This is a genomic window from Paenisporosarcina sp. FSL H8-0542, assembly GCF_038632915.1.
In the GTDB taxonomy this organism is placed as follows: domain Bacteria; phylum Bacillota; class Bacilli; order Bacillales_A; family Planococcaceae; genus Paenisporosarcina.
In genome coordinates this window covers 760,447-784,108 of sequence record NZ_CP152050.1, presented here as the reverse complement: position 1 = coordinate 784,108, position 23,662 = coordinate 760,447, and the positions used below count along the sequence as shown (strand labels likewise).

26 protein-coding genes, 1 pseudogene and 1 riboswitch are annotated in these 23,662 nt (G+C 39.6%); of the genes and pseudogenes, 8 read left to right on the top strand and 19 right to left on the bottom strand.

Translation table 11 applies throughout. From position 1 onward, the window contains the following. Window position 1: 1 nt before the first annotated feature. Both MHH33_RS04145 and MHH33_RS04140 read right to left on the bottom strand, forming a co-directional pair. Window positions 2-979 carry a YihY/virulence factor BrkB family protein gene (locus tag MHH33_RS04145; RefSeq protein ID WP_016429249.1) on the bottom strand — a complete coding sequence of 326 codons (978 nt, stop codon included), beginning with the start codon at window positions 977-979 and terminating at the stop codon, window positions 2-4. A gap of 16 nt (window positions 980-995) precedes the next feature. Next, complete coding sequence (locus MHH33_RS04140; protein ID WP_016429250.1) at window positions 996-1,406, bottom strand: YtxH domain-containing protein; 411 nt, start codon at window positions 1,404-1,406, stop codon at window positions 996-998. Between the two features lie 143 nt (window positions 1,407-1,549). Here MHH33_RS04140 and MHH33_RS04135 point away from each other — a divergent pair, with 143 nt between their 5' ends. Further along, window positions 1,550-1,771 carry a DUF1128 domain-containing protein gene (locus MHH33_RS04135; RefSeq protein WP_016429251.1) on the top strand — a complete coding sequence of 74 codons (222 nt, stop codon included), beginning with the start codon at window positions 1,550-1,552 and terminating at the stop codon, window positions 1,769-1,771. A gap of 397 nt (window positions 1,772-2,168) precedes the next feature. On the opposite strand, the gene MHH33_RS04130 is transcribed toward MHH33_RS04135, so the two are convergent. The 3 genes from MHH33_RS04130 to MHH33_RS04120 form a co-directional block, all read right to left on the bottom strand. Continuing rightward, on the bottom strand, window positions 2,169-2,759 hold the full coding sequence (locus tag MHH33_RS04130; RefSeq protein ID WP_016429253.1) for a hypothetical protein: 591 nt from the start codon (window positions 2,757-2,759) through the stop codon (window positions 2,169-2,171). 256 nt (window positions 2,760-3,015) lie between these two features. Then, window positions 3,016-3,936, bottom strand: coding sequence for a pseudouridine-5'-phosphate glycosidase (locus MHH33_RS04125; protein ID WP_016429254.1), 921 nt, complete (start codon window positions 3,934-3,936; stop codon window positions 3,016-3,018). Then, the gene (locus tag MHH33_RS04120; protein ID WP_016429255.1) at window positions 3,937-5,031 is read right to left on the bottom strand and encodes a carbohydrate kinase; all 1,095 of its coding nucleotides are present in this window, start codon (window positions 5,029-5,031) and stop codon (window positions 3,937-3,939) included. It abuts the gene before it with no gap. A 172-nt stretch (window positions 5,032-5,203) separates the two neighbouring features. On the opposite strand from MHH33_RS04120, the gene MHH33_RS04115 reads away from it, so the two are divergent. The 3 genes from MHH33_RS04115 (at window position 5,204) to mreBH (ending at window position 7,933) form a co-directional block, all read left to right on the top strand. Further along, window positions 5,204-6,436 carry an aminopeptidase gene (locus tag MHH33_RS04115; protein WP_342543022.1) on the top strand — a complete coding sequence of 411 codons (1,233 nt, stop codon included), beginning with the start codon at window positions 5,204-5,206 and terminating at the stop codon, window positions 6,434-6,436. Between the two features lie 101 nt (window positions 6,437-6,537). Beyond that, window positions 6,538-6,678, top strand: a complete 141-nt coding sequence (locus MHH33_RS04110; RefSeq protein ID WP_016429257.1) for a hypothetical protein — start codon at window positions 6,538-6,540, stop codon at window positions 6,676-6,678. Between the two features lie 247 nt (window positions 6,679-6,925). Beyond that, window positions 6,926-7,933: a rod-share determining protein MreBH gene (gene mreBH / locus MHH33_RS04105; RefSeq protein WP_016429258.1), complete on the top strand. Its 1,008-nt coding sequence runs from the start codon at window positions 6,926-6,928 to the stop codon at window positions 7,931-7,933. Here the strand turns inward: mreBH and MHH33_RS04100 are convergent, their stop codons facing one another. Then, window positions 7,934-9,082: a nitric oxide synthase oxygenase gene (locus tag MHH33_RS04100; protein WP_016429259.1), complete on the bottom strand. Its 1,149-nt coding sequence runs from the start codon at window positions 9,080-9,082 to the stop codon at window positions 7,934-7,936. It abuts the gene before it with no gap. A 172-nt stretch (window positions 9,083-9,254) separates the two neighbouring features. Between MHH33_RS04100 and MHH33_RS04095 the strand changes: the two genes are divergently transcribed. Beyond that, window positions 9,255-9,803 carry a carbonic anhydrase gene (locus MHH33_RS04095; RefSeq protein WP_016429260.1) on the top strand — a complete coding sequence of 183 codons (549 nt, stop codon included), beginning with the start codon at window positions 9,255-9,257 and terminating at the stop codon, window positions 9,801-9,803. Window positions 9,804-9,876: 73 nt separating this feature from the next. On the opposite strand, the gene MHH33_RS04090 is transcribed toward MHH33_RS04095, so the two are convergent. The 4 genes and pseudogenes from MHH33_RS04090 to MHH33_RS04075 all read right to left on the bottom strand — a co-directional run. Further along, window positions 9,877-10,260, bottom strand: a complete 384-nt coding sequence (locus MHH33_RS04090; protein WP_342543021.1) for a DUF4395 domain-containing protein — start codon at window positions 10,258-10,260, stop codon at window positions 9,877-9,879. 219 nt (window positions 10,261-10,479) lie between these two features. Beyond that, a complete protein-coding gene (locus tag MHH33_RS04085) occupies window positions 10,480-11,025 on the bottom strand; it encodes a GNAT family protein (protein ID WP_016429262.1) in 546 nt (181 codons plus the stop codon). Window positions 11,026-11,031: 6 nt separating this feature from the next. After that, a complete protein-coding gene (locus tag MHH33_RS04080; protein WP_016429263.1) occupies window positions 11,032-12,834 on the bottom strand; it encodes a M3 family oligoendopeptidase in 1,803 nt (600 codons plus the stop codon). A gap of 51 nt (window positions 12,835-12,885) precedes the next feature. After that, window positions 12,886-13,038 (bottom strand): annotated as a pseudogene (locus tag MHH33_RS04075) (polyphosphate kinase); the annotation flags it as partial. 149 nt (window positions 13,039-13,187) lie between these two features. On the opposite strand from MHH33_RS04075, the gene MHH33_RS04070 reads away from it, so the two are divergent. Further along, window positions 13,188-13,919, top strand: a complete 732-nt coding sequence (locus tag MHH33_RS04070; RefSeq protein ID WP_016429264.1) for a TspO/MBR family protein — start codon at window positions 13,188-13,190, stop codon at window positions 13,917-13,919. Between the two features lie 20 nt (window positions 13,920-13,939). Here MHH33_RS04070 and map read toward each other — a convergent pair whose 3' ends face one another. After that, on the bottom strand, window positions 13,940-14,689 hold the full coding sequence (map, locus tag MHH33_RS04065) for a type I methionyl aminopeptidase (protein WP_016429265.1): 750 nt from the start codon (window positions 14,687-14,689) through the stop codon (window positions 13,940-13,942). 257 nt (window positions 14,690-14,946) lie between these two features. Then, on the bottom strand, window positions 14,947-15,516 hold the full coding sequence (gene thiT / locus MHH33_RS04060) for an energy-coupled thiamine transporter ThiT (protein WP_016429266.1): 570 nt from the start codon (window positions 15,514-15,516) through the stop codon (window positions 14,947-14,949). A 95-nt stretch (window positions 15,517-15,611) separates the two neighbouring features. After that, a riboswitch (TPP riboswitch) is annotated at window positions 15,612-15,716 on the bottom strand. A 134-nt stretch (window positions 15,717-15,850) separates the two neighbouring features. Here thiT and MHH33_RS04055 point away from each other — a divergent pair. Beyond that, window positions 15,851-16,921 carry a M20/M25/M40 family metallo-hydrolase gene (locus tag MHH33_RS04055; RefSeq protein WP_342543020.1) on the top strand — a complete coding sequence of 357 codons (1,071 nt, stop codon included), beginning with the start codon at window positions 15,851-15,853 and terminating at the stop codon, window positions 16,919-16,921. Between the two features lie 57 nt (window positions 16,922-16,978). After that, window positions 16,979-17,332, top strand: coding sequence for a DUF4870 domain-containing protein (locus MHH33_RS04050; protein ID WP_016429268.1), 354 nt, complete (start codon window positions 16,979-16,981; stop codon window positions 17,330-17,332). A gap of 217 nt (window positions 17,333-17,549) precedes the next feature. On the opposite strand, the gene MHH33_RS04045 is transcribed toward MHH33_RS04050, so the two are convergent. From MHH33_RS04045 to MHH33_RS04015, 7 genes are all read right to left on the bottom strand, one after another. Then, window positions 17,550-18,455 carry an SGNH/GDSL hydrolase family protein gene (locus tag MHH33_RS04045; RefSeq protein ID WP_016429270.1) on the bottom strand — a complete coding sequence of 302 codons (906 nt, stop codon included), beginning with the start codon at window positions 18,453-18,455 and terminating at the stop codon, window positions 17,550-17,552. A gap of 9 nt (window positions 18,456-18,464) precedes the next feature. Next, window positions 18,465-19,694, bottom strand: a complete 1,230-nt coding sequence (locus tag MHH33_RS04040) for an aminopeptidase (RefSeq protein ID WP_016429271.1) — start codon at window positions 19,692-19,694, stop codon at window positions 18,465-18,467. Beyond that, a complete protein-coding gene (locus MHH33_RS04035; protein ID WP_016429272.1) occupies window positions 19,691-20,842 on the bottom strand; it encodes a DEAD/DEAH box helicase in 1,152 nt (383 codons plus the stop codon). Before MHH33_RS04035 ends, MHH33_RS04040 begins: the two co-directional genes overlap by 4 nt. A 129-nt stretch (window positions 20,843-20,971) precedes the next feature. Further along, window positions 20,972-21,673: an amino acid racemase gene (locus MHH33_RS04030; RefSeq protein ID WP_016429273.1), complete on the bottom strand. Its 702-nt coding sequence runs from the start codon at window positions 21,671-21,673 to the stop codon at window positions 20,972-20,974. Window positions 21,674-21,676: 3 nt separating this feature from the next. Further along, window positions 21,677-22,897, bottom strand: a complete 1,221-nt coding sequence (locus MHH33_RS04025) for a hypothetical protein (RefSeq protein ID WP_016429274.1) — start codon at window positions 22,895-22,897, stop codon at window positions 21,677-21,679. A gap of 88 nt (window positions 22,898-22,985) precedes the next feature. Next, a complete protein-coding gene (locus tag MHH33_RS04020; protein ID WP_342543019.1) occupies window positions 22,986-23,150 on the bottom strand; it encodes a hypothetical protein in 165 nt (54 codons plus the stop codon). Between the two features lie 345 nt (window positions 23,151-23,495). Beyond that, window positions 23,496-23,648: a Fur-regulated basic protein FbpA gene (locus MHH33_RS04015; RefSeq protein WP_016429275.1), complete on the bottom strand. Its 153-nt coding sequence runs from the start codon at window positions 23,646-23,648 to the stop codon at window positions 23,496-23,498. Window positions 23,649-23,662 lie beyond the last annotated feature (14 nt).

Sequence of the window (23,662 nt, the reverse complement as noted above, 5' to 3'; positions counted from 1 at the left end):
TCTATACGACAGCTCCTGCTTTTTTCATGGCCAGTTTTTCTTTTCGTTCCTGTATCACGGCATTGATTTGTCCCCCGACCATCAAGATGATTCCGGAAAAATAAAGCCACATCATCAACACTATGATTCCACCAATACTTCCATATGTAGCTGAGTAATTGGCAAAGCTACTAACATATAATGAGAATCCAAGGGAAACAATGATCCAGCCTAGTGTTGCAAAGATTGCGCCAGGAATTACACTTTTCAAATACAACTTGCGATTTGGGGCAATCCAGTATAACAACATAAAGACGATAAAAATCATGACAGGTGGAATGGTCCATCTTATATTATTCCATACTTCCAAAAATCCTTGTTCATAGCCGAGATAAGAGAATATGAAAGTACCAATTTGTTTGCCAAATACCGGCAATACAAGTGCAATTACAAATAGCATTATGAGCAATAAAGTGAAAATAACGGATATACCTCTTGCGATGAAGAAAGGTCTTGTTTCTACCAAATCATATGAACGGTTAAATGATTTTATCAATGCGTTCATCCCATTCGATGCAGACCAAATGGTAGCAAGAATCCCGATTGATAATAAACCACCGTTGCGGTTATTGAGCACTTCATTCAAAGTGCCATCAATCAGCGTGTATACTTCAACAGGTGCATATGTACGCAAAATATTAAAGAGTTGATCCTCCTGCAAATTCAAATACGGCAACAAGGTCACCAAAAAAATCAGCAAAGGGAATAGCGATAATAAAAAGAAGAACGCAAGTTGTGCCCCTAAGCCTGATACGTCCACATGTTGAATGCGAGCAATTAATTCTTGAAAGAATCCTTTTGATGATGTGACATCAAAAGGATGCTTAGGTTCTTTATTTTTTTTCTTAAATTGCATCAATTTCAGCTTACTTAAGAAATTCCCTGACGACTTGGTTTTTTGACTACCTCTAGGTTGAATTGGAATATCTTCGTTAGCCATGTCATCGTTCCCTTCCTTATGAGAAATATTTCTCTTCGTATACATGCTCAGGTAAAACCGGCATAGTGAATTCATCTTCATCGTCTTTTACAATGGTTTTGTACTCTTCTTTAGAGTGTTCGAATGCTTCTTTTGTATCTGTTACCAACGTTTTCACTTGTGGTGTCAAGATTTTCATTTCTTCCACTTTCCCTGATAAATATTTAGCATCTTGGGATATCTGAGTATAAACCGTCTGTAGAACTTCTGCTTTTTCCTGTAATTTCATTATCAGGTCATCACGGTTTTTTGAATAATATTTCACGTCAGAAGATACCGTTTTCAATTTATATTTAACCTCTTCACGTGTCGCACGATCAAATAAACTGATCCCCGCTCCTGCCAATGCTCCAACAACCATGCCTTTAAATAATTTGCTTTCCTTCATATAAAAACCTCCTAAGTAGTAATAATCATTGTGCTTTAATATACCCAACTCTTTCTTCATTAAAACAATATGTGAATTGGATTTGACAATCTTTCTGTCCCATGAAATGATTAACCATATTGTCCGAAAGGCAGGAATCCCAAATGAACTTAACTCAACCTTCACAAGAAAATGTGGAATACATGATTGAACAAATAAAAGAAAAACTTCGTATGGTCAATGTAGATGCCATGAAATCTGAGCATTTTGATGACTCTCAGTATGAAGATTTACACGATTTGTATGCCATGGTCATGAAGCGTGATACATTCAGTCCAAGCGAAATGCAAGCCATCGCATCAGAGTTAGGTTCATTACGTAAATAATTTTTTAAAAAACTTAGCGAACTTTTTTAGCCGAGAACCTCTAGTCTTGTTGACTTAGAGGTCTTTTTATATTGCTCAGCAAAACCAACTGCCTTCTCTGATGACAATCTGCATGCCCAATAATGTTAAATTAGCGTCAGTTCGCCATTGCTCCCATTGCTCTTTTTGAGGCAATAGATGTATATTTTCGAATGAATGGAAGAAACTATTGAAAACCGCTACACGCACTAGCTTCAAAGCAAAGTGTTAAGCCACCAATGCCACCACCAGTGATAAAAACATCCGTCTTCACGCTCATCCCCTCCATACTATTAAGTTCCTCAATTACTGATCGACAAAACTTTTAAGTATATAAAAAAACACCATTCAAATTTGAATGGTGTTCAAAGACTCATTATCAATAACAAGGAGGGCAGGAAAACTGGGCGACGATGGCTTCAGAAATTTCATCTGCCATATGGAGTGCCTGTAATTCGTATAGGTCGAATGTGTTGATTGAAGCGGTATAATTTTTTTCAAGCAAATAAGTCGTTACTGCTGTAAGTAACTCCAAATGTTTGTACATCATTTCCTGCATTTCATGTTTCGTGATAAAAGGATTAATCATACTCAAAAATTCAGCAATGTCATCTGCATTGGCGTACCACTTTTTATTAATGGCTTCAAAGCTTTTCGTATCTCCCGCTTTTGCCGCTTTCACCAGATCGGCTGCAAGTACCAGATGTTCCTTAATCAACTCACTGTAACGGTCTCCCGCTTCCTTTCCGTAATAAGGCACGAGTGCATCTCCCATCTCGGGAGCGTTTCGTAATAATCGCGCCAGCACCATCTCCAGGTCGGGTGAATCGTTTATCAATGCAATCACGGCTGCTCTTGTCCAGTATACATGCTGTGACCAAAGTAAACGCATCGTATTACGCAGTTCTAGTTCTGCACGACTGAGACATGGATTAAGAGGGGCTACGTATTGATTAATATTCGAATACATTTCATTACCTCCAATTGTTAATCTATGTATCGTATTCCGTATAGGCATTCGACGTTCGCGTTTCTGCAAAAAAAAATTAATAGAAGGAATTTTTGTTTTTGTGGTTTATTTCCGTTCAAATTGGTTTCTTCCTGTAGAAAGTCATTTTTACCGGTCGTCACCCGTGTACTCCCTCTCAGCCTCTCTTTATTCCCTTTCACTCATTTTCTTCCACTAAACATAAAAAAGCCTTCGCAAGGAAGGCTTCTCTAGGAAATTACACATTCATTAAATTTTGATACGCCACGGCAATGCCTGTACCAACAACTGCATTATGTTTAACCAAGGCAATATTTGCTTCCAAACTCTTGCCTTCCGTTAATTCTTTCACTTTTCCAAGTAAAAATGGCGTGACGTTTTTTCCAGCAATGCCGTTTTCGTCTGCTTCTGCCAATGCTTTTTCAATAATCTCAGTAATAAAGGACTCTTCCATTGCATCTTCTTCACGAATAGGATTGGCGATGACTGCTCCACCCTTCAGATTCAATGTCCATTTTGCTCTCAACATTTCGGCTACTGTTTGTGCATCATCCGCACGGAAATTCACTCCAAATGGACTCGTTCGCGTATAGAATGCCGGTAAAGAATCCGTTTGATACCCAACAACCGGTACACCTTTCGTCTCCAAATATTCCAGTGTGAGGCCAATATCCAAAATCGATTTTGCGCCTGCACAAATGACCGCTACATTCGTTTGTGCCAATTCTTCCAAATCTGCTGAAATGTCCATCGTTGTTTCAGCACCACGATGTACGCCGCCGATTCCTCCTGTAACGAATACATGAATACCTGCTAAATCAGCACAAATCATGGTCGCTGCTACCGTTGTTGCACCTTTTTGTTTAGTTGCCAATAAGTATGGCAAGTCACGACGTGATGCCTTGGCTACGTCTGGACTGTTTCCAAGCACTTCTAATTCTTCATCATTTAAGCCGATTTTGATTTGACCGTCCAATATGGCAATCGTTGCTGGTACTGCTCCATTGTCACGAATCAGTTGTTCCACTTCTTTTGCCGTAATTACGTTTTGTGGGTACGGCATCCCGTGAGAAATGATAGTCGACTCCAGAGCGACGACTGCTTTACCTGTCTCCAGTGCTTCTTTTACCTCGGTTGAATAAGATATGTATTGTTTCATTTATAATTCCTCCATTTCTTTTATTAAACGTGTTGCTGAAAGTTCGGTTCTTACCGTGTAAGGAGATGCTAATGTTTTGGAAGCATTCATCAGACCTGCTTGAATCGATTGAGGTAGTGATAAACCCTCCAACCAACTATGTAGCGTTGCCCCAACAAAGGCATCACCAGCTCCAGTAACATCTTCTAGCGAAGAAGCTTTTACGGCCGGCATGTGACGTACACCATCTTCAGCGGAACCAAAATAAACTCCATTGCTTCCAGTTGTAATGACTGCATACTTTGCACCTTTAGCTAAAAGTTCCAATATAGCTTCATGATATTCCTCATTCGTTTTAATCGTCTTTTTCAAATACATTTCGGCTTCATCTAGGTTACATAAGACCCAAGTGACACCATGTAGTTCATCGGGCATGCGATTCATTTTAGGTGAGGAAACAGGCACTATTGCCAATGGAATTTGATTGTCAAAAGCAAATCGTTGGATAAACTGTACCGTTTCTTTCGGACAGTTTAAGTCAATAACAATAAGTGTTGAACCACTTAACAGCATTTCATAGGTTTGTAGATAGGCAGGTGTCAATTCTTCATATACGTCCATATTGGCAATAGCCAGAACCAACTCCCCTGAAGGATCCAGGATTGCTGAGTAAGAACCCGTAGTGTGAGTTGGGAGCTGCTCGATGGATTGCAAGTTCATAAAGCTTTGCGAAGCCGTTTCGATTGTATGCCAATCTGCGTCTTTACCTGCAGTTGTAAAAAGACGCACTTTATGTCCTAAGCGTCCTAAATTTTCAGCGATATTCCGTGAAACACCACCTACACTTTCAATCGCATTCGCTGGATTCGATGTTCCCAGTTGAACATTTTGTTGCAAATGGAATTTACGGTCAACGTTGGCGCCACCAATACAATGAATTTCCCGTTCTTCATGCAAGACATACGCTCTTCCCGCAATCTTTCCTTGTTTCATTAAACCTGAAATTAAATTAGCTAACGCGGGTCTTGAAATGTTCAACGTTTCCGCCATTTCTTTTTGGGTCAAAAATGGATTTTGGCGAATCATCTCAATGATCGCCTGTTCTTTTTCATTCATCACATCACCTCTTTAAACATTTGTTTATAATATAAACTTTTGTGAAGGCGATTACAATACTTAATTTTCAAAATACCAAACTATTCTTTCGTTTTACGATTATTGCAATTGATTTACTGCTTTGAATATTGCTACTATAGAAGCAGACTGGACGAAAAAGGAGAATATTGAAATGACATCATTTAATGAGAAATTAACGAAGTACGCTGAGTTAGCTGTCAAAGTCGGCGTTAACATTCAACCGGGACAAAGTTTATACATTACAGCATCAATTGATAATCCTGAATTTGTACGTTTATTAACTAAAACAGCCTATGAAGTGGGCGCAAAACAAGTTTATGTGGACTGGACGGACGACGTCATTACCCGCACAAAATTCGAAATGGCTCCAAGTGCTTCTTTCGAGGAATTCCCAGCATGGAAAATTCAAGAACGTGAACAGCTTGCGGATCAAGGTGCAGCGTTCATGAATGTGATATCTTCAAGCCCTGATTTACTTAAAGGAATTGAGTCTTCCCGCATTGCTGCATTCCAAAAGGCTGCTGGAACCGCTTTATCGAAATATCGTCAATACGTTCAATCGGACAAAATCAGTTGGACAGTAATTGCAGCTCCTTCTAAAGCTTGGGCAGCGAAATTGTTCCCTGACGTTGCTGAAGATGAGCAAGTTTCTGCATTATGGGAAGCAATTTTTAAAGCTGTGCGTGCAGATGTTGACTCTCCTATCGAAGCATGGAAAAAACACGATGAAACTCTTCATGCAAAAGTGGATTATTTAAACGAAAAAAAATATCACAAGTTACACTACACTGCACCGGGTACTGATCTTACAATTGAACTTCCTAAAGGCCATTTATGGTGTGGGGCTGGAAGCGTAAACGAAAAAGGCGATTCTTTCATGGCAAACATGCCAACTGAAGAAGTATTTACAGTTCCTTTGAAAACTGGTGTGGATGGAGTTGTTGTTAGCTCTAAACCTTTAAGCTACGGCGGCAACATTATTGACGATTTCAAAATCACGTTTGAAAAAGGACGCATTGTGAAAGTGGAAGCTGCAGAAGGACAAGAAGTATTACAACAATTGGTGGATACGGATGAAGGCGCGAAGTATTTAGGAGAAGTTGCATTGGTACCTCACCAATCCCCTATCTCTGAATCCGGATTACTTTTCTACAACACTCTGTATGATGAAAATGCGTCAAACCACCTTGCAATCGGAAGCGCTTATGCATTCTGTTTAGACGGCGGCAAAAAGATGTCTCAAGAAGAACTCGCGGAGAACGGCTTAAACCAAAGCATTACACACGTGGACTTCATGATTGGTTCTGAGCAAATGGACATTGATGGAATTTTGGAAGACGGCTCTCGTGAAGCGATATTCCGTGCAGGTAACTGGGCGTTTTAATGAACAATTTTCGACAATTGGTAAAATACCTTCAAGAATGCACTTTCCTCCTGTATACTGATAACTATTGAACAAATAGGTTAGTAGAAAGGAGAGTTCTCATGACTTTCGGGATTATAATTGTTATTGGCTTTATGATTATTATTGGGATAACTGGTCAATTCGTTATGCATTTCTTGGGTAGAGCTTTAGTTTCTCATGACGCAGAAATAATCGATCCAAAACCTAATACAAAGTATTAATCATATAAAGCAATCGTCTACAGACGATTGCTTTTTGTTATGATTTAACTTTTCGTTTACATTTACACTACACGAGTATAACGATAATGTGACAAAATCCTACAAGATACTTAATTCCCCCCTCCTCTCTATACCATATGTCACAGGAAATTCTGCAACATTTGACAACTCCCATTAAGTACCATATGGATTATGCACTAAAATCCTCTATACTTATGAAGCAAACCGTTTTAAGGGAGGAATCTGCATGTTTTCAGGTATTGATTTGGGGATTGATTTAGGAACAGCTAATATCCTTGTATATACAAAAAATAAAGGCATTATTTTAAATGAACCATCGGTAGTAGCGGTGGATACAAAAACTAGACAAGTTGTCGCATTTGGTGAAGAAGCGAAGAGTATGATCGGTAAAACACCAGGCTCGATTACAGTTATTCGACCATTGAAAGATGGCGTCATTGCTGATTTTGATGTAACGACAGATATGTTGCGTATGGTCATGAAAAAAGTAGGCAAAAAAATGGGTAGCTCTGTCCGTAAACCGAACGTTATGGTATGTACACCATCTGGCGCTACTTCAGTAGAACGCCGTGCAATTCATGATGCCGTGAAAAATAGTGGCGCTAAAGAAGTACATTTGATTGAAGAACCTGTAGCAGCTGCGATTGGCGCAGACCTGCCTGTCAGCGAACCAATTGCAAGTGTCATTGTTGATATTGGTGGGGGAACCACTGAAGTTGGGATCATTTCATTTGGCGGTGTCGTATCGTCTAATACAGTTAAAGTTGCGGGAGACCGTATGGATGAAGACATTATTCATTTTGTCCGTAAACAATTCAATGTGTTAATCGGTGAACGCACAGCTGAAAGAATTAAAATGGAAGTCGGGTACGCCTTGATTCCACATACAGTAGAAACAATGGAAGTGCGTGGCCGTGACGTCATGACAGGCCTTCCAAAAACTATTACAATCAGTTCTGTAGAAGTTCAAGAGACTTTGAAAGAATCGTTACTTTCTATTCTGGAAGCAATTCGTGCAACTCTTGAAAGCTGTCCTCCAGAACTATCTGGTGACATTGTTGACCAAGGTGTTGTATTGACTGGTGGCGGTGCCCTATTAAAAGGCATGCAAGAATGGTTATCTAACGAGATTTCCGTACCAGTTCATATTGCCCCTCAACCACTTGAGTCTGTAGCAATCGGTACAGGTCGTTCATTAGTTATGATGGATAAAATACAAAAAGTTGCCCGCTAATCAAAAATGATAGGGGCAACCTTGTGAGCGGGATGATTCTGTCATCTCGCTCATTTTTTTATATAATGCAGGTCGCTTTTGTTTGATAAAGTTCGGCGACAATTCCTCGTTCATAATTCCTTGATGAAAGATTGGAGTCAATGCCGGCGACACCGGTGGAATGAGCCACGTCCAATCCCCTTTTACTTCTCTTTGCTGCTTTTCTTCTTTATCACGAAACGTTTGAAATTGCTGTGCCGCTGTATAATGGTCGACAATCTGGACTCCAGCCTTTTTATACGATGCATACACTGCATGTTGAAGTTCCACTAGGGCTCTGTCCCTCCAGAACGTTGTCGTACTTGATGTATCAAGCTCCAACTGTTCTGCGACATCTCTCAATCGATTGTAACGATAAGAATCTACTAAATTTCTTGCTGCGATTTCTGTCTCCATATACCATCCGTTAAAAGGAGCGGGATAACGTAATCCGCCAATTTCCAAATATCGATCCGAAATGATTGGCACCGCATACCATTTCAGATTAAGTGGTTCCCAGTTTTGATGAACAGGATGATTGATTTCCACTTCAAGTATTTCTTCTTTATTTAATGGTACCATTATTGGATTCCCTTCATCCCATTGGAAAATCACGGGCAATAAATCGTACGGACTGCCCTCACCTTCCCAACCAAGATTTTGGGCTATTTTTGTTATCTCAATCGAAGCTGGATCACCTACAACATCACCTGATTCCAATTTGTACCCTGCATAGCGGATCAACTGATGACTCCACAATTGCACTTTTTGCGGTTCATTTTGTTTAAGTGGCGGAAAAATGGTAATCGTAGACCGAATTTTCCCTGTATTTGTTGCGTGTTGAATATGTTTATGCAGATATCCGGCTACTTCATCAGACGACTCCACATCTCTTGCATCTAAAATATCGAGACTTTCCCAAAACAACCGTCCAATGCATTTCGTACTATTTCGCCAAGCAAGCTTTGCACCATACGTTATTTCCTCCAGTGTATGTGTATAGGTTCCAGTAGCTCTTATTTCACTTTCTACACAACGCTGACGGTCATTTACCACTTCCATTGAAAGTCCATTCTCTTCTCCATATTGAAAAATAAATTTAGCTGCCTCTTCAAGCATTGAATGGTTCATGTTTTTCATCCTTTATGTTTCTTTATCCTTATAGTGTAGTTAATATTTCTATTCTACACAAAGGATTATCGGTACACATTACCTTGTTTTTAAGGAATGTGACTTAAAAGTGGCGAATCCCTATAAAAATCATCTACAATAAGAAAGGAAATTACTTAGGAGGAACTGATAAATGTCTTTATTAAACGAAATTCTTTCTTTTAACCAAAAATTCGTAGCTGAAAAACAATACGAAGAATTCATTACAACAAAATTTCCGGACAAAAAAATAGTTATCTTAACATGTATGGATGCCCGGTTATTTGAATTATTACCGAAGGCAATGAACTTTAAAAACGGTGATGTGAAAATTGTAAAAAGCGCCGGCGCTGTAATTAACCATCCATTCGGTGGCATCATGCGTAGTTTACTTGTAGCTGTATATGAATTGAATGCAGAAGAAATTTACATAATTGGTCATTACGACTGTGGGATGAGTGCCATCAAACCGGATGTCATGCTGCAGAAAATGATTGATCGGGGAATTGCTCAAGAAACAATCGATATGCTGAGCTATTCGGGTGTGGAATTGAACGAATGGCTGCGTGGCTTTGAAGATGTGAGCGAAAGTGTCAGACATAGTGTGGATATGGTAAAAAATCATCCCCTAATGGTCAAAGATTTTCCAGTTCACGGTTTGGTCATTGATCCCGCAACAGGCAGACTTACACTTGTGGAATAAGAAACATAAAAAAACTGCACCCCAATTGTTAGTGTGTCTAACAATTGGGGTGCAGTTCATGTTAGGCTCTTTTTTACTGTTCTGCTGATTTTTTGCGTCGATAATTCCATTGTTGGTATTGGAAACGAATGAAGCATCCGATACAAAACCCCATAATAGCTATCAATGCTGCTAATCCCACCATAACAGTTGCAATGTTAAACAAAATACCCCAATTCATAAAGAAACTAATCGTCGCAATTAATAAAAACCCAACGGCCAACCATTGGTTAAATTGTAGCTGGTCATAATCTTCTTGGGCATATTCATTTGCTGGCTTGGTTAAAAATTTCTTAACTATGGCTAAAACAGGATTGAATCCTGTAAATAAACTTAAAAGACATGAAACTAAAGGAATCAATAACATCCACGCGGATTGTGTAATAAGCGAAATGACTACTGATATGACAATTGTCATTGATTCGCCATCACAAGAGGCTTCGGAATTGTTTTCATATTAAAACCTACTATTCTTATTGGATTTCAGTTTATTATATGATTGGGTTGAAAATATGTAAACATATCAGCCTATAACATCTAATATTTCCCGGGAAATCGACATAAAAAAACTGGTTTCTCAATTGAGAAACCAGCCATTCATCATTTTACGCCATTTCCGCCAAGCGGCCTTGCCTTTTCAATAATCATTTTCTAAAATTGCATAAATGTAATGATCTTCCCATTCACCATTAATGAATAGTAGCTGTCTTAACAAGCCTTCTTTTTGCATTTTTGCTTTTTCTAAGACACGCATTGAACCAACATTACGCGGAGAAACATATGCTTCAATGCGGTGTAACCCTATAACTTCCATTCCATACTTGACCAGAAGTTGAACCGCCTCTGTCGCAACCCCTTTGCCCACATTCAATTCATCTATAGAATAACCAATGAAAGCACTTGAAAAAGGTAGGCGTTTAATACTGTACATAGAAATATGACCAATTAGTTCCCCCGACTGTCTATCATAAATGCCGAAGCTGAATTCGCGTTGGTTCTTCATATGGTGAAGTGATTCTAGAATCTTTTCTCTTTGTACTGCTACGGTAAAGTATGAATCCTGATGCCTTGGTTCATAAATTGACCAATAATGTCGATTCTTAAATACTAGATTGGTGAGATCTGAAGCATCATTTTCATCTAATGTTCGTAAAAAACAAGTTTGTCCGTCCAGTAAAATCATTGAAAATCACCCTTTAGATGAAGTTAACGACAGAAACTCTTCCACATCTTTAATACATAGTGCTATGCCTTTTTCCCAGAACGCATGTTGAGTGATATCTTCTCCTAAATGCTTCATTGCTAAATCTTCAACAGACATGATTGCCGTATCTTGAAGTAGGGAGATATACTTTTCTTCGAAACTGCAGCCTTCTTCAATTGCTTTCGCATAAATGCTTAAGCTGAATAAATAACCGAATGTGTAAGGGAAATTATAGAATGGTACATGTGTGATATAGAAATGCAGTTTTGATGCCCAGAAATGCGGATGAACTTCACCTAATCCATCTCCAAATGCTTCACGTTGCGCTTCTTCCATCAATGTATTTAAGCGTGCAGCAGAAACAATTCCTTTTTTACGCTCCTCATAAAAACGAGTTTCAAATAAAAATCGTGCATGAATGTTCATGAAGAATGCGACACTTCGTTGAATCTTATCTTCAAGCAATGCCAATTTTTCATCAGCTGTTGATGCTTCTTTTACTGCTGCATCAGCTACAATCATTTCAGCAAATGTAGAAGCTGTTTCTGCAACTCCCATTGCATATTGACGATTCATCCAATGTACAGGACGAAGTGCATATGAATGGAAAGCATGACCAAGTTCATGTGCCAATGTTGCAACGTTGGACATCGTTCCACTATATGTCATAAAAATACGGGACTGCTGTGATAGAGGCATCCCAGTACAGAAACCACCTGGTCGTTTATTAGGGCGGTCTTCTGCCTCAATCCATTCATCTTCAAATGCCTGTCGTGAGAATTTCTCAAGCTCCGGACCGAATTTGCCGAAGTGTTTTAAAATGAACTCTGCACCTTCCTGGTATGACACTTTCTGAGTAGATTCAGTTACTGGCGCGTCTAAATCGTACCAATGCATGGCATCTGCTCCTACCAGCTCAGCCTTACGCTTTAAATATTCTACAAATGGAGCTTTATGCGCGCTGATTGCGCCCCACATAGCATCCAATGTTTGCTGTTTCATTCGATTTATTTGCAATGGTTCTTTTAATATTGAATCCCAGCCACGTTTTTTGTAAACGGCCAAGCGAAATCCAGCCATATGGTTCAATGTTTTAGCAAAGAACTCTTCTTTATCTGTCCATGCTTGTTCTAATGCTTCAAACGATTCTTTTCGAACTTTTGCATCCGGATGAGAACTTAAGTTACTCGCTTGTCCTACAGAGAACTCTTTTTCTTCTCCGTCCACTGTGACACGAACTTTCACGTCACCAACCAATAAATCGTATAGTTGACCCCATCCATGATAGCCGTCCACCCCAAGAGCGGTAATCATATCTTCTTCTTTTTCAGAAAGTAATTCCTTCGCTTCATCTCGCCATTCGTTTAGAACAAAAGCAAATTCTTTTAATTGATCGTCCTTCATTAAAGCAGTCCAAACAGTTTCTTCAGTTTTTGATAACTGTTGTTGAACAACGAGCATGGATGAAGAAAAACGAGCACCTAAAGAGCCGATTTCCCCTTGCAATAAGTTCGCTTGTTTATCAGTAGTATCTTGAGCTAAATAACAACCAACAACTGCTCCAGCTTGTGTTAAATTTTCAGCAACTTGTTTAGTTTCTTCAATAATAGAAGAAATTTTAGTAGCGTCTGATTCCCCTGTTGGAACAACAAAGGATGATAAAGTTTGCTCAAAAGTATCAAGTCTACTTGCTAAAGCATCCAAATGTTCACGAAGTTCAGGAGATGAGCTTCCTCCCTTAAAAAATACGTCCAAGTCCCAAACTTCAGCATACGTCTTTGTAGTCAATATCTTTCCCCCATGTCTTTCTAAATTTTCTGAAAACACTACACTATTATATCATGCTTCTTCGCCTTGCGAAACATCGTTCTGTAGTTTTGCAATGGGTATGCCTTTTTCAATGCACACTTGCATAATATGTTCCAGAATTCTTTTTAAAACAACCTTGCGTGCATATTTCTTATTATTCGCTTCAACGATAAACCACGGAGCCTGTTCAACATTTCTTCAGCAGCCGTGACAAATTCTGTCAATCCAGAGACCTTCATTCTTTTAAACTTCATTTTACAGAGAGTTTTGGTAAATAGAAATTTGTTGTTGCTTTGGACTGACGTTATACTAATGTATAGGAGGTGAATGCTGTGGTTCGTTTCGCACTAATGGTCATCGCACTGATTGGTGTGGTTATCATCAATGCATTGGCAAATATTTTACCACTTAACAATCAAACAACTGGTGAAATTTCCAATCGTCTTCCTGTACTATTTACACCGGCCGGCTATGTATTTTCAATTTGGTCCGTTATTTATGTATTGATGCTCATTTGGTTGGTAGGTATGTGGAAGAGGAGTAAAGATATAGATGCAACCTATATAAAGCGCTCAAATCTGTTTATCATCAGTTGCATTTTTAATGTGGCATGGATTTATTTATGGCATTATGAATATTTCTTATTTACGGTTGTCGTGATGATTGCATACCTAATTACACTAACTTTACTTTATCGTACTTATCCAGTATCCGATAACCTTCTTACTGGTCGCTTTCCAATATCAATTTATTTGGGATGGATCAGTGTTGCAACGATTACGAATATTAGTTATGTCCTAACTCTATATCAGTGGAATGGCTGGGGATTGAGTGACCCCCTATGGGCAGTCATCATGATGACTGTTGGAACAGCACTCGCACTACATATTCGATTCCACCATTTTGATATCGCTTATGTATTTGTCTTTATTTGGGCTTATATCGGAATTGCGGTCCGAAATGGTTTCGAAGAACTTCTTGTCTCTACAGCTGCTCTTTTCTTATGTGCAGTCATGCTAGCGGGCATCCTATTTATTAAAAAAAGACCAACTGCGCGTTCATAGCAGTTGGTCTTTCGCATTATTTAATCGATTTTCGTAATAAGAATTGGCGCATCTTTAGTAACGATGACCGTATGTTCAATCTGTGCAACTAATGATTTATCCGGAGTCAAGAAAGTCCAACCGTCACCAGACTCCACGATATGTTCCGCTTTTTCTGAAATGAACGGCTCAACTGCCAAAACCATACCTTCTTTTAAGATGGTAGGTTCCCATGCATCAAAGTAATTCAAAATATGCTGTGGTGCTTCATGAAGAGATTTTCCGATACCATGTCCAGTTAAGTTCATAATGACAGTTAATCCATTTTGCTTCGCTTCACGTTCCACAGCTTTGCCGATTTGATTTAACCGAGCACCAGCCTTTACTTTCAACATTGCACGGTTAAATGCACTTTCAGCTACTTCACATAGCTTTTCTTTCTTCGCGTAGCCTTCACCCACTACAAATGAAATTCCCGTATCTGCGAAATAGCCATTGAATGATCCGGATACGTCGATGTTCACTAGGTCTCCATCTTTGATGACACGTGAACCAGGAATGCCATGAGCAACTTCTTCATTGACACTGATGCATGTAAATCCAGGGAAATCGTACTCCCCTTTAGGACCAGAAATAGCTCCTTTTTCTTTAAACATGCGGCCAGCGATCTCATCAAGTTCTTTTGTCGTGACACCTGGTTTTGTTGCCTCTCGCATTACATCACGAATTTCTGCAACGATGCGACCGATAGTTTTTAACGACTCAAAGTCTTCAGTAGTTTTTGCAATCATATTCGTTAAACCCTTTCTTCCTCAAATTATCTACCCCATACTATACCACAAGAAAAGATGCTTTCCCATTTACCAAAATCATTCTGAACATTTGGTAAACCTCTAGTAAAGTATGCGCAATAGAGGAATTGCGTCATCAGCCGAATTTTAAAAACAACCCATACAGGGTTTTAACGTGGTTTTTGTTCATTCAAAACGAATTCTGTCCACTCGCTACCAACATTGATGATTCCACTCAATAAAGACACACCTATAAATCAAACGTTATTGCGATGTTCAATCAAACGTGGTGCAGCAACGAAAATGATGGAGCACACAATTGCTGTCAAAATAATGGAAGGAATCATATAACCGCCGTTATATACGAGCGAATAAATCCAAACGTTCTTGCCTTCTGCAGCTTCTGAAAAGAAAATAACTCCTGCGATTACGTGTGTAAAGAACCGGAAGAGCCCACCAAAAACAGCTCCCAATACGATATAAGTAATCATTTTTCCTTTACGCTGCTCATTTTTTGCTTGTATTACTTTATGTCTGACAAGTGCTGCTAAGCCAACAACTGTGAACGCTACGAAATAATCCAGGAAACCTTGGGCAGGAGTTAAAATATAAGCTCTTCCCGCTAAAATTTGAAGGACCCCAATAATCAGACCCGTGCTCAAACCTCCCGCAAGCCCCCATCGAATAGCCATCAATACGATTGGTACCATGACAAGACTAATAGATCCGCCCTGGAACCATAAGTTAATAGAAAGCATATCCAATACCAATCCGATTCCTGCAAAAATAGCCACTTCAATTAATAATAACAACTTACTTCGATTCATCTTGCTTCCTCCTTTTGCGATGTACTGCAAATCGCATGTCAGGGTGAAAAAACCATAAAAAAACAACCTCAGGGACAGAGCCTGACGTCGTTGGAGTCGGTTTCTATCCACATCCCTGCGCAAGCATTAACTTACAGGTTCAAAGGGTTAGAACGTTCCTCGCTCACTCTCAGCCATTACAGGCTCCCCTTGTGGTAAATACATCTAATTTTGATATTACGGGTTAATTGTAACCAAAGAGGGAAAGAGAAGCAAGAGGGTTTCGTTAGTTCTGTGACTTTTGGAACAGCGGTAGTATACTGAATATAAAAATTTATTGAGGATGTGAAGTTACATGATCGAGTTATTGAAAAATTTGGTAGCAATTAAAAGTGATACAGAAGAAGGTGCCAATGAAGCACTTCGATTTTGTTCAAAATGGCTCGATAGTCATGAAATCACACATGAAGTTCTTGAAAATGAAGGCCGATTGATGATTCACGCTGAAATCGGACAAGGTCCCACAACCATCGTATGGAATGGCCATGTGGATGTAGTACCTGGAAAAATCGAGCAATTCAATCCCGTTATCGAAGGCGACCGCTTGTATGGTCGTGGATCCGCAGATATGAAAGCTGGAGTGGCAGCCATGATGGAAGCGTTCCGACGTACTTATTCTGCAAGGGAAGAACTTAAGCAACGCATTGTTTTACATATTGTAACGGATGAAGAAACGGGTGGAAGTAAAACATCCGGTCATCTTGTAGAAATTGGTCGCTCAGGTGACTTTGTCATTTGCGGAGAACCAACTCACCTGAAACTAAGTGTTCAATCGAAAGGAATTCTGCATGCGGATGTCACTTTGTTCGGAAAAGCTGCCCACGGATCCCGTCCATGGGAAGGAACGAATGCCATTGAAGCAGCCTTTAAATTTAATGAACAATTAAAGACACTACCATTTACGAAAGCAAGCAATCCATATTACGAATATCCTTCCATTAACTTGGCTAAAATCCAGGCAGGCGATCGATATAATGTCGTACCTGATGAATGTCTAGTTAACTACGATATTCGCTTTGTTCCAGGACAAAAATGGGAAGATATTATTGAAGAAATGACTGAACTTGCTCAATCTATTAACCCCAAAAATATTGTCAAACCTGGCGGTAAAACACCCGCCATTACAACAACCGAAGATAATGCTTTTGTTCAATCTCTTGCTGGTGTTATAGCACAAGTAACCCAAAAAGAGGCTGTGTTATTCGGGCAGCATGGAGCTGCGGATACACGTTACTATGCAAAAACTGGTGCTGGAGCAATTGAGTTCGGACCAAGCGGAGACGACTGGCACGGACCAGGAGAGTATGTATTGATATCATCCGTTGAGCAATATGCAGACATTTTAACGAAATATGCATTGATTTGAAACCTCTATTAATGTTGTAACGTATTAAAGGCAGTAAGCATTAAAGGAGGAGTATTAATGGATAATCAACGTATATTATCCGCTTTGTGTTATTTCAGTATTTTATTCGCTCCATTCTTATTGCCATTAATCGTATATTTCGTTTCACCGACAGCTGAGGTTAAGTATCATGCGAAACGCTCTCTTCTGTCACACTTGATTCCCGTGGTGCTCGGAATTGTCGGGTTCATTGTATTAGTGATTGGTTCAATCGCAGTATTCAGCACGACAGTTGATGGCACTGTAGAGCCTAGCACATCATTTAACTTCCTGACTGCAGGACTTCCTTTCTTGTTTATTGCAGTGTATGGTATTCTTTATCTTATTGTATTGATCTGGAATATCATCCAAGGAATTAAAGTACTGCAATAGGTTTACCTTGGGCTCTTTACGGGAATTAAATTAATGTACAATACTGACAGGAGCGATACACATGAGAATCGGTAACTTAGTTAAGACAGCTGTAAAGTTTGCGCCAATTATTATTCCAATCGTAAAAAAAGTATTGGATTCAAGAAAACGCTCCACAACAATAACATATCCACGCAAATAAAAAGTTGGAACTCATTAATCTGAGTTCCAACTTTTTTTATATCATCGTTTTCATTTCAGATATGGCAATATAATCTTCTTCCAAAAATGATGATGGCAGTGCGGCAGATTCATCTCCAGCTGCCGTTGCCTTTGCTCCTTGACGGTCTTTCATAATCTGTTCGAAGCTCAGTGGATTTGCAGGAGGAATCTCCCCTGCCAATACCTGCATGCCACCTTTAGCATAGACATTGAAGAAGCTGTTAGCCATGGCTCTGTATCCTTCAGCATTCGGATGCACATCAGCAGGGTTCGGTACTTTGCCAGTGGCTTGATCTCCAAATGCAGTTTCCACAGATACAAATTTCACACCCGCTTCTTTTGCCACGTTTGCCAAAATTTGATTCAATCGATTCAGTTGTTTCGCAGTACCGACTTTTTGTGAGTCACGAGCATGCGGATAGGCAAAATAATAACCCATTACATACACTTCCGCTTTTGGTGCAATCTTTTTCAACTCTGCAAGCATGGTCTTCATATTCTTTCGTACATTGTTCAAAGAATAGTCTGCTGGGATTTGCTGAAATGACAGTGAACCTGATTTTGCATCTGATTTTATTAATCTCAGAAGATCGTTTGCTCCAGCAGATATCGTGATGAGATTTGCATTTTGTAGCAAAGGTTTTGCTTCTTTCGATTGGACTCGCTTCAACACATCAGCGCTCGTAAATCCTGGGAACGCCAAATCTTTTGAGTAGAAGGCCAGTGGTTGATTTCTCGCAATTTCTTGGGCAATTAAATCACTGTAACCAGTATCAATCTCACGTGTCGGGGTTTGACCTGCCGCAAGTGAGTCACCGAGAGCCACATAAGAAACTGGTCCAATTACTTGAGCGCTTGTCTGTAATGGCACTAAAAACAGGCCCAGACTGAACAACACGACAGTTAGTTTTTTGATAATCATGACATCACCTTAAAATGCCCAATTACCTTTGCGGAAAATCGGTTCTCTTGTACCATCTTCGTATTCGCCATCAATGTCCATTTCTGCACTGCCTATCATGAAATCTTCATGAGTGATTGATGTATTTAATCCTAAAGCACGAAGCTGTGCTTCTTCTAAGTCCCGTGCACCCTCAACGCATGTTGGATACGCTTCGCCAATTGCTAAATGGTTAGAGGCATTTTCATCAAATAATGTGTTGTAGAACAAAATTCCAGAAGATGAAATCGGTGATTCATGAGGTACCAATGCCAACTCCCCTAAATAAGCAGAGCCTTCATCATGTTGAATGAGTTGCTGCAATAAGTCATTCCCTACTTCAGCCTCAGCCTTCACGATCTTTCCTTTTTCAAATGTTAACGTAAATTTGTCTATGATATTACCTTGATATACAAATGGTTTAGTATTACGGACATAGCCATTTACACCAAATTTTAATGGAGCAGTGTACACTTCTTCAGTCGGCATATTCGCAATAAACGCTGTTCTGTTAGGTGTTCTGCTGGCACCGGACATCCAAATATGTTTATCCGGCAATTCGATTATCAAATCCGTGCCTGGTGCTTTATAAATAATTTTTTTGAAACGTTTATCATTTAAAGCTGTTGCACGGGCTTCCAAATCGCGGATATGTGTTTTCCATTGATCAACAGCAGTTCCATCTCCGATGCGTACGGTTTTAAAAATCGTTTCCCATAGCATGGATAACTGCTCTTCTTTTGGCAAATCCGGGAATACTTTGGCTGCCCACATCTCTGAAGGTATAGCTACAATCGACCAAGCAATTTTATCTGACATGACGGAAGCGCGATATTTTTCCAATGCACGGCCAGCCACTTTTTGTTGATCGGAAATGCGTTTGGCAGGAATTCCAGCCAATAAATCAGGATCTTCTGCATCAATCCACAACAAAGCTCCCTGCTGATCGATCAATTCTTCACGCTGTGTAACCATCCATGCAGGAAATTCGTGCATAGCGGAATCTGGTGCCAACTCATAAAAAGCACGATTTATCGGTCCATCTGAGAAATTCACATGGACACGCTTTGCTCCAGCTTCATATGATTTCTTCACAACCAAACGCGTAAAATCAAGGGTATCAGTCGTTGTATTTATCAATACATATTGACCAGGTTGGACATTGATTCCAACGCGAACTGCCAAATCTGCATATTCGGCTAGTTTCTCTTCAAATGTCATTTCTTTTTCCCCCTTTGTTGCACCGTTTTTGAGGACCCTTCAATCAATTTACCTTGATCCCATACCTTTTGAACGGGTTTTGAAGGCAATTCTTTCGTCCATTTTTTAAAATTCTTTTCGTCTGTGTAGGTTAATAAAGACAATACTTCCCCGTCAGCACCAGCACGGCCTGTTCGACCTGAACGGTGCAGATAAGGTTCTATTGAGTGCGGTACATCGACGTGAATGACATGAGTCAATCCTTCAATGTCAAGACCTCGTGCTGCAATATCTGTAGCGATCAGTATGCTTACTTCGCCTTTACGGAAAGAAGCCAATGCCTGCTTACGTTCTTCTTTTTTCATATCTGAGTGCAAGGCAACTATTTTTGCTTCACGGAATTTCAGTTTCGTTTCTTTCATCAACAATTGATCTAAATTATTGACAAATGCTAGACCCCGTAAGCCTTCTACGTGCGCCAACCGTCGCAATAAATCGGTTTTATCTCGTTCTTCTACTTTGACGAATGAATGGACCACTTTTCCTTGTGCTGGCAATTCTTCATGACTAACTTGAATTCGAATCGGCTCTTTCATCATGCGGCTTGCAACAAGCTCAATTTCTTCTGTTATTGTTGCTGAAACGACCACAATCTGTCTGTCATGATTAGACCCATCGATAAGCGCTTTAATGATACCACGATGCTCACGGGCCAATAGTTGATCTCCCTCATCTAAAACAATATGTCGTATATCGTGCAATTTAAGTTTCTTTGATTTCATTAATTCATTCAAACGCCCCGGTGTTCCTACAACAATTGTGGGCTTTTTCTTTAATTTTTCCAATTGACGAGCCATATTGGCTCCTCCGATTAGTTGAGCAACCGTAATATCGGTATCTGCAGTCCACTCTCGCAATACTTCAACGATTTGCATGGATAGTTCCTGTGAAGGGGCAACGATAAGTGCTTGTGTTTTTTGAATGGCACCATTCACTTGATTCAATATCGGCAATACATACGCCAAAGTTTTCCCTGATCCTGTCGGCGATTGTGCCACCACATCTTTTCCTTCCAGCATGCTAGGGATTAATTGTGACTGAACAGGCATTTCATATTCAAATTTCCATTTATTTTGAAGTTCTGGTTTTAAGTTTTCGATAAATGTCATGGGTTATTCCACCTTTATAAATACATGCTCCTAGTGTACCACAAATCACTATCTTCAACCTTTTACTGATATATTCAGTCGTTTTCCCCATAATAAAAACCCTGTCCCCATGAAGGAGACAGAGCATGTTTAATCATTCAATTCGTAGCCGCATGCAAGTATGGCACTTTCAGCTAATACCATCAGCGAATCAATATAAGTTTCATCAAGATTCAGTTCTTTTTTGACAATCGATAATTCTGTACAGCCCAATATCAAATGATCGCAACCCAATTCGTTCATTTGATTGATGATTTGCTGCCATTTTAGAAAATCGACAGGTTGCCCAGCTTTGACGTCATCATAAATAACTGACATGACCAGTTTCTGAGTTTCCTCATCGGGTACAACCGGTTGAATGCCACTCTCTTTACAAGCCAGTTGGTAAACAGAAGCCGTCAATGTACCTGTTGTTGCCAGAATTCCTACTTTTTTGGCACCAATTTGAGCTGCACGTTTTGCCGTTTCGTTAATCATGTGCAATACGGGAATTTCCGCTCCTTGTTGAATCTCTTTATAAAAAGAGTGAGCAGTATTGCACGGAACCGCCAACACTTCCGCACCAATAGATTTCAGTTTTGTAGCATCGGAAATCATCACTGGCACTGGGTTGGCTTTCGATCGATCTAAGATATATGTTGTACGGTCTGGTATGGCCGTATTATTGGTAATCACCATGTTGACATGCTGTTGATCGGTTTTCGCTTTCGTGCGTTTGACAATCATTTCACCAAGCAACATAGTGGCCAGGGGACCTACCCCTCCAATGATGCCTAATATTTTCGTCTTCATAACTTATGACAAACCTTTGTTATTAAAGTATTTTTTGTATTTACGATAGTAATTCAAATTATTGAGCGTCAATTTCGCCCAACGTTTCGGATTGAAATCCTCTTTGTAGAATAAGTGATTTGTCACTTTTCCTTCTGAAATTAACTCCCTGGCTTCTTCTTTCAACAGCTCGTTTTGTGCGTATTTGAATAATACACCTTTAGGAATGATCATCCATAAGTGCTTGTCCTTCGCATACGTCAATGTTTGTGGAATATTGAGCATATGATCGTCTGCTACGTATTTCATCAAATTATGTCCACTTGCCGTTACATAGTAACTGCTGCGGCCATTTCGCAAGTTGATTTCAAACAGTTTATATTCACCATCACGCAAATCCAGCTTCATATCAAAATTCGCGAAGCCTGTGTAGCCAATATCTTCTAGGAATACACGAACTCGGTCAAGTAATGCCTCATCAAATGTATTAATGATTGCCGCATAGCTCCCGATTCCTTCTGGAGAATGTTCTTCGAGAATTGGATTTCCAAGTGACATGAGCTTAACTTCGCCATCTTTCCCAACGTATGCGTTCAACACGCGCATGTAGGAATCGTCTCCAGGAATAAATTCCTGAATCGTTAAATTATCTTTGTAAGATGAGCTATAGATCGCTTCGATAATGGCGTTTTTTTCTGCTTCATCGTGTGCGACAAACACTTTTTTCTTTCCAGGGAACGAGCAATTCCAGTACGCTACAGAGTTTGATGCTTTAATGATGATTGGATACATAAAGTCAATTGCAAACGTATCCTTCGTGTCATATGTGCATAGTGACGTTTTAGGATAGGCAAAGCCGTATTGCTCACAAATATTATAGAAGTTCTCTTTAAGAACGATGCGATCCATTAATTTTTCATCAATATATGGAACCGCGAAATAAGGCAGCAATTGCTCCTTATTTTTAATGATTAATTTTGCATAATCATCGCCACATGCAAGGAGCAAAAGCTTTTTGTCTGTATGTTCACCCGCCACTTTAATAAGTGCCGGAACGAATACGTCCTGTTCATTTAAACGCGGGATAACCTGAAAATCCAGGATTTTGCTGTCTTGTGTTGCGGATAAATTCATACGTCCAAGGACTAGCGGCTTTAAACCATAGGCTTCGTGAAAAGCACGTGCCATTCCATAAGCATTCATATCTGATCCAAGCAATATAGGTAAAAATGAATTTGTTGTCATTGTGATATCAACTCTCTTTTCCAAAAAAACATAGTTTGTGTTTATATTGTAACGTGAATTACGGTTTTCTCCGAGCAATTACTTTTTGTTAGAATGCATATGCCATTGAAATGAGCAAAAGCTCACTCCACGCGAAGCCTGAAAAGGTAAGTCCAAAGGGTTCTCCTGCCTGCGAAAAATCCGCAGGAACAGTGATGAATGGTGTACCTGCGGCAGCACCGATACAGCACACATGATCTTGAGGAAAGACCACGGCATCAAGTTGGAATCGTCCATCGACTTACTTATCGCAATTATACATGAAAACCAAATCCTCAGAAGTCATTTCATTACTAGATCCTACATATCAGCAATGGTTGCCTCATCCAGCCAATCCTTGATAAATTTTTTGCGCTTTGTTTGACTCATGAGAACTCCTCCCAAACATTTCGCTTCCCGACATCTCATTCAATCATTTATTAATCACTTCAATGTGAAATTATATCATTTTTCCCCAGTTAATTTAATGTCACTTTTTATCTGTTTTATGAACCTATATCAACAGACCCACAAAAAAGAGCCAGAGTAACTGGATCGCTCCTGTTACTCTGACACCTAATTAATCTACTTTTTCCATATGCTCTTTAATTAATTCATATAGGGATAGTTCATATAATTGTTTTCCTTCAACTTTAAATACGCCTTGTTTAACCAAATCATCGATAACGGTCATTTTCTTTCCGTCCATTTTTGTTTCTACTGGTGGTATCATGCAGTCAAACCCCT

Coding starts and splice junctions, on each gene's coding strand:
- MHH33_RS04085 (WP_016429262.1), bottom strand. CDS start 11,025: ATGATTTTACTGGACGGACAAACTTGTTTTTTACGAACATTAGATGAA.
- MHH33_RS04135 (WP_016429251.1), top strand. CDS start 1,550: ATGAACTTAACTCAACCTTCACAAGAAAATGTGGAATACATGATTGAA.
- thiT (WP_016429266.1), bottom strand. CDS start 15,516: ATGAATCGAAGTAAGTTGTTATTATTAATTGAAGTGGCTATTTTTGCA.
- MHH33_RS04045 (WP_016429270.1), bottom strand. CDS start 18,455: ATGATTATCAAAAAACTAACTGTCGTGTTGTTCAGTCTGGGCCTGTTT.
- MHH33_RS04035 (WP_016429272.1), bottom strand. CDS start 20,842: ATGACATTTATCGAAAACTTAAAACCAGAACTTCAAAATAAATGGAAA.
- MHH33_RS04140 (WP_016429250.1), bottom strand. CDS start 1,406: ATGAAGGAAAGCAAATTATTTAAAGGCATGGTTGTTGGAGCATTGGCA.
- MHH33_RS04100 (WP_016429259.1), bottom strand. CDS start 9,082: ATGAACCATTCAATGCTTGAAGAGGCAGCTAAATTTATTTTTCAATAT.
- MHH33_RS04125 (WP_016429254.1), bottom strand. CDS start 3,936: ATGAAACAATACATATCTTATTCAACCGAGGTAAAAGAAGCACTGGAG.
- MHH33_RS04145 (WP_016429249.1), bottom strand. CDS start 979: ATGGCTAACGAAGATATTCCAATTCAACCTAGAGGTAGTCAAAAAACC.
- map (WP_016429265.1), bottom strand. CDS start 14,689: ATGATTGCAAAAACTACTGAAGACTTTGAGTCGTTAAAAACTATCGGT.
- MHH33_RS04055 (WP_342543020.1), top strand. CDS start 15,851: ATGATCGAGTTATTGAAAAATTTGGTAGCAATTAAAAGTGATACAGAA.
- MHH33_RS04040 (WP_016429271.1), bottom strand. CDS start 19,694: ATGACATTTGAAGAGAAACTAGCCGAATATGCAGATTTGGCAGTTCGC.
- MHH33_RS04115 (WP_342543022.1), top strand. CDS start 5,204: ATGACATCATTTAATGAGAAATTAACGAAGTACGCTGAGTTAGCTGTC.
- mreBH (WP_016429258.1), top strand. CDS start 6,926: ATGTTTTCAGGTATTGATTTGGGGATTGATTTAGGAACAGCTAATATC.
- MHH33_RS04110 (WP_016429257.1), top strand. CDS start 6,538: ATGACTTTCGGGATTATAATTGTTATTGGCTTTATGATTATTATTGGG.
- MHH33_RS04095 (WP_016429260.1), top strand. CDS start 9,255: ATGTCTTTATTAAACGAAATTCTTTCTTTTAACCAAAAATTCGTAGCT.
- MHH33_RS04015 (WP_016429275.1), bottom strand. CDS start 23,648: ATGATACCACCAGTAGAAACAAAAATGGACGGAAAGAAAATGACCGTT.
- MHH33_RS04050 (WP_016429268.1), top strand. CDS start 16,979: ATGGATAATCAACGTATATTATCCGCTTTGTGTTATTTCAGTATTTTA.
- MHH33_RS04090 (WP_342543021.1), bottom strand. CDS start 10,260: ATGACAATTGTCATATCAGTAGTCATTTCGCTTATTACACAATCCGCG.
- MHH33_RS04120 (WP_016429255.1), bottom strand. CDS start 5,031: ATGAATGAAAAAGAACAGGCGATCATTGAGATGATTCGCCAAAATCCA.
- MHH33_RS04030 (WP_016429273.1), bottom strand. CDS start 21,673: ATGAAGACGAAAATATTAGGCATCATTGGAGGGGTAGGTCCCCTGGCC.
- MHH33_RS04130 (WP_016429253.1), bottom strand. CDS start 2,759: ATGTATTCGAATATTAATCAATACGTAGCCCCTCTTAATCCATGTCTC.
- MHH33_RS04025 (WP_016429274.1), bottom strand. CDS start 22,897: ATGACAACAAATTCATTTTTACCTATATTGCTTGGATCAGATATGAAT.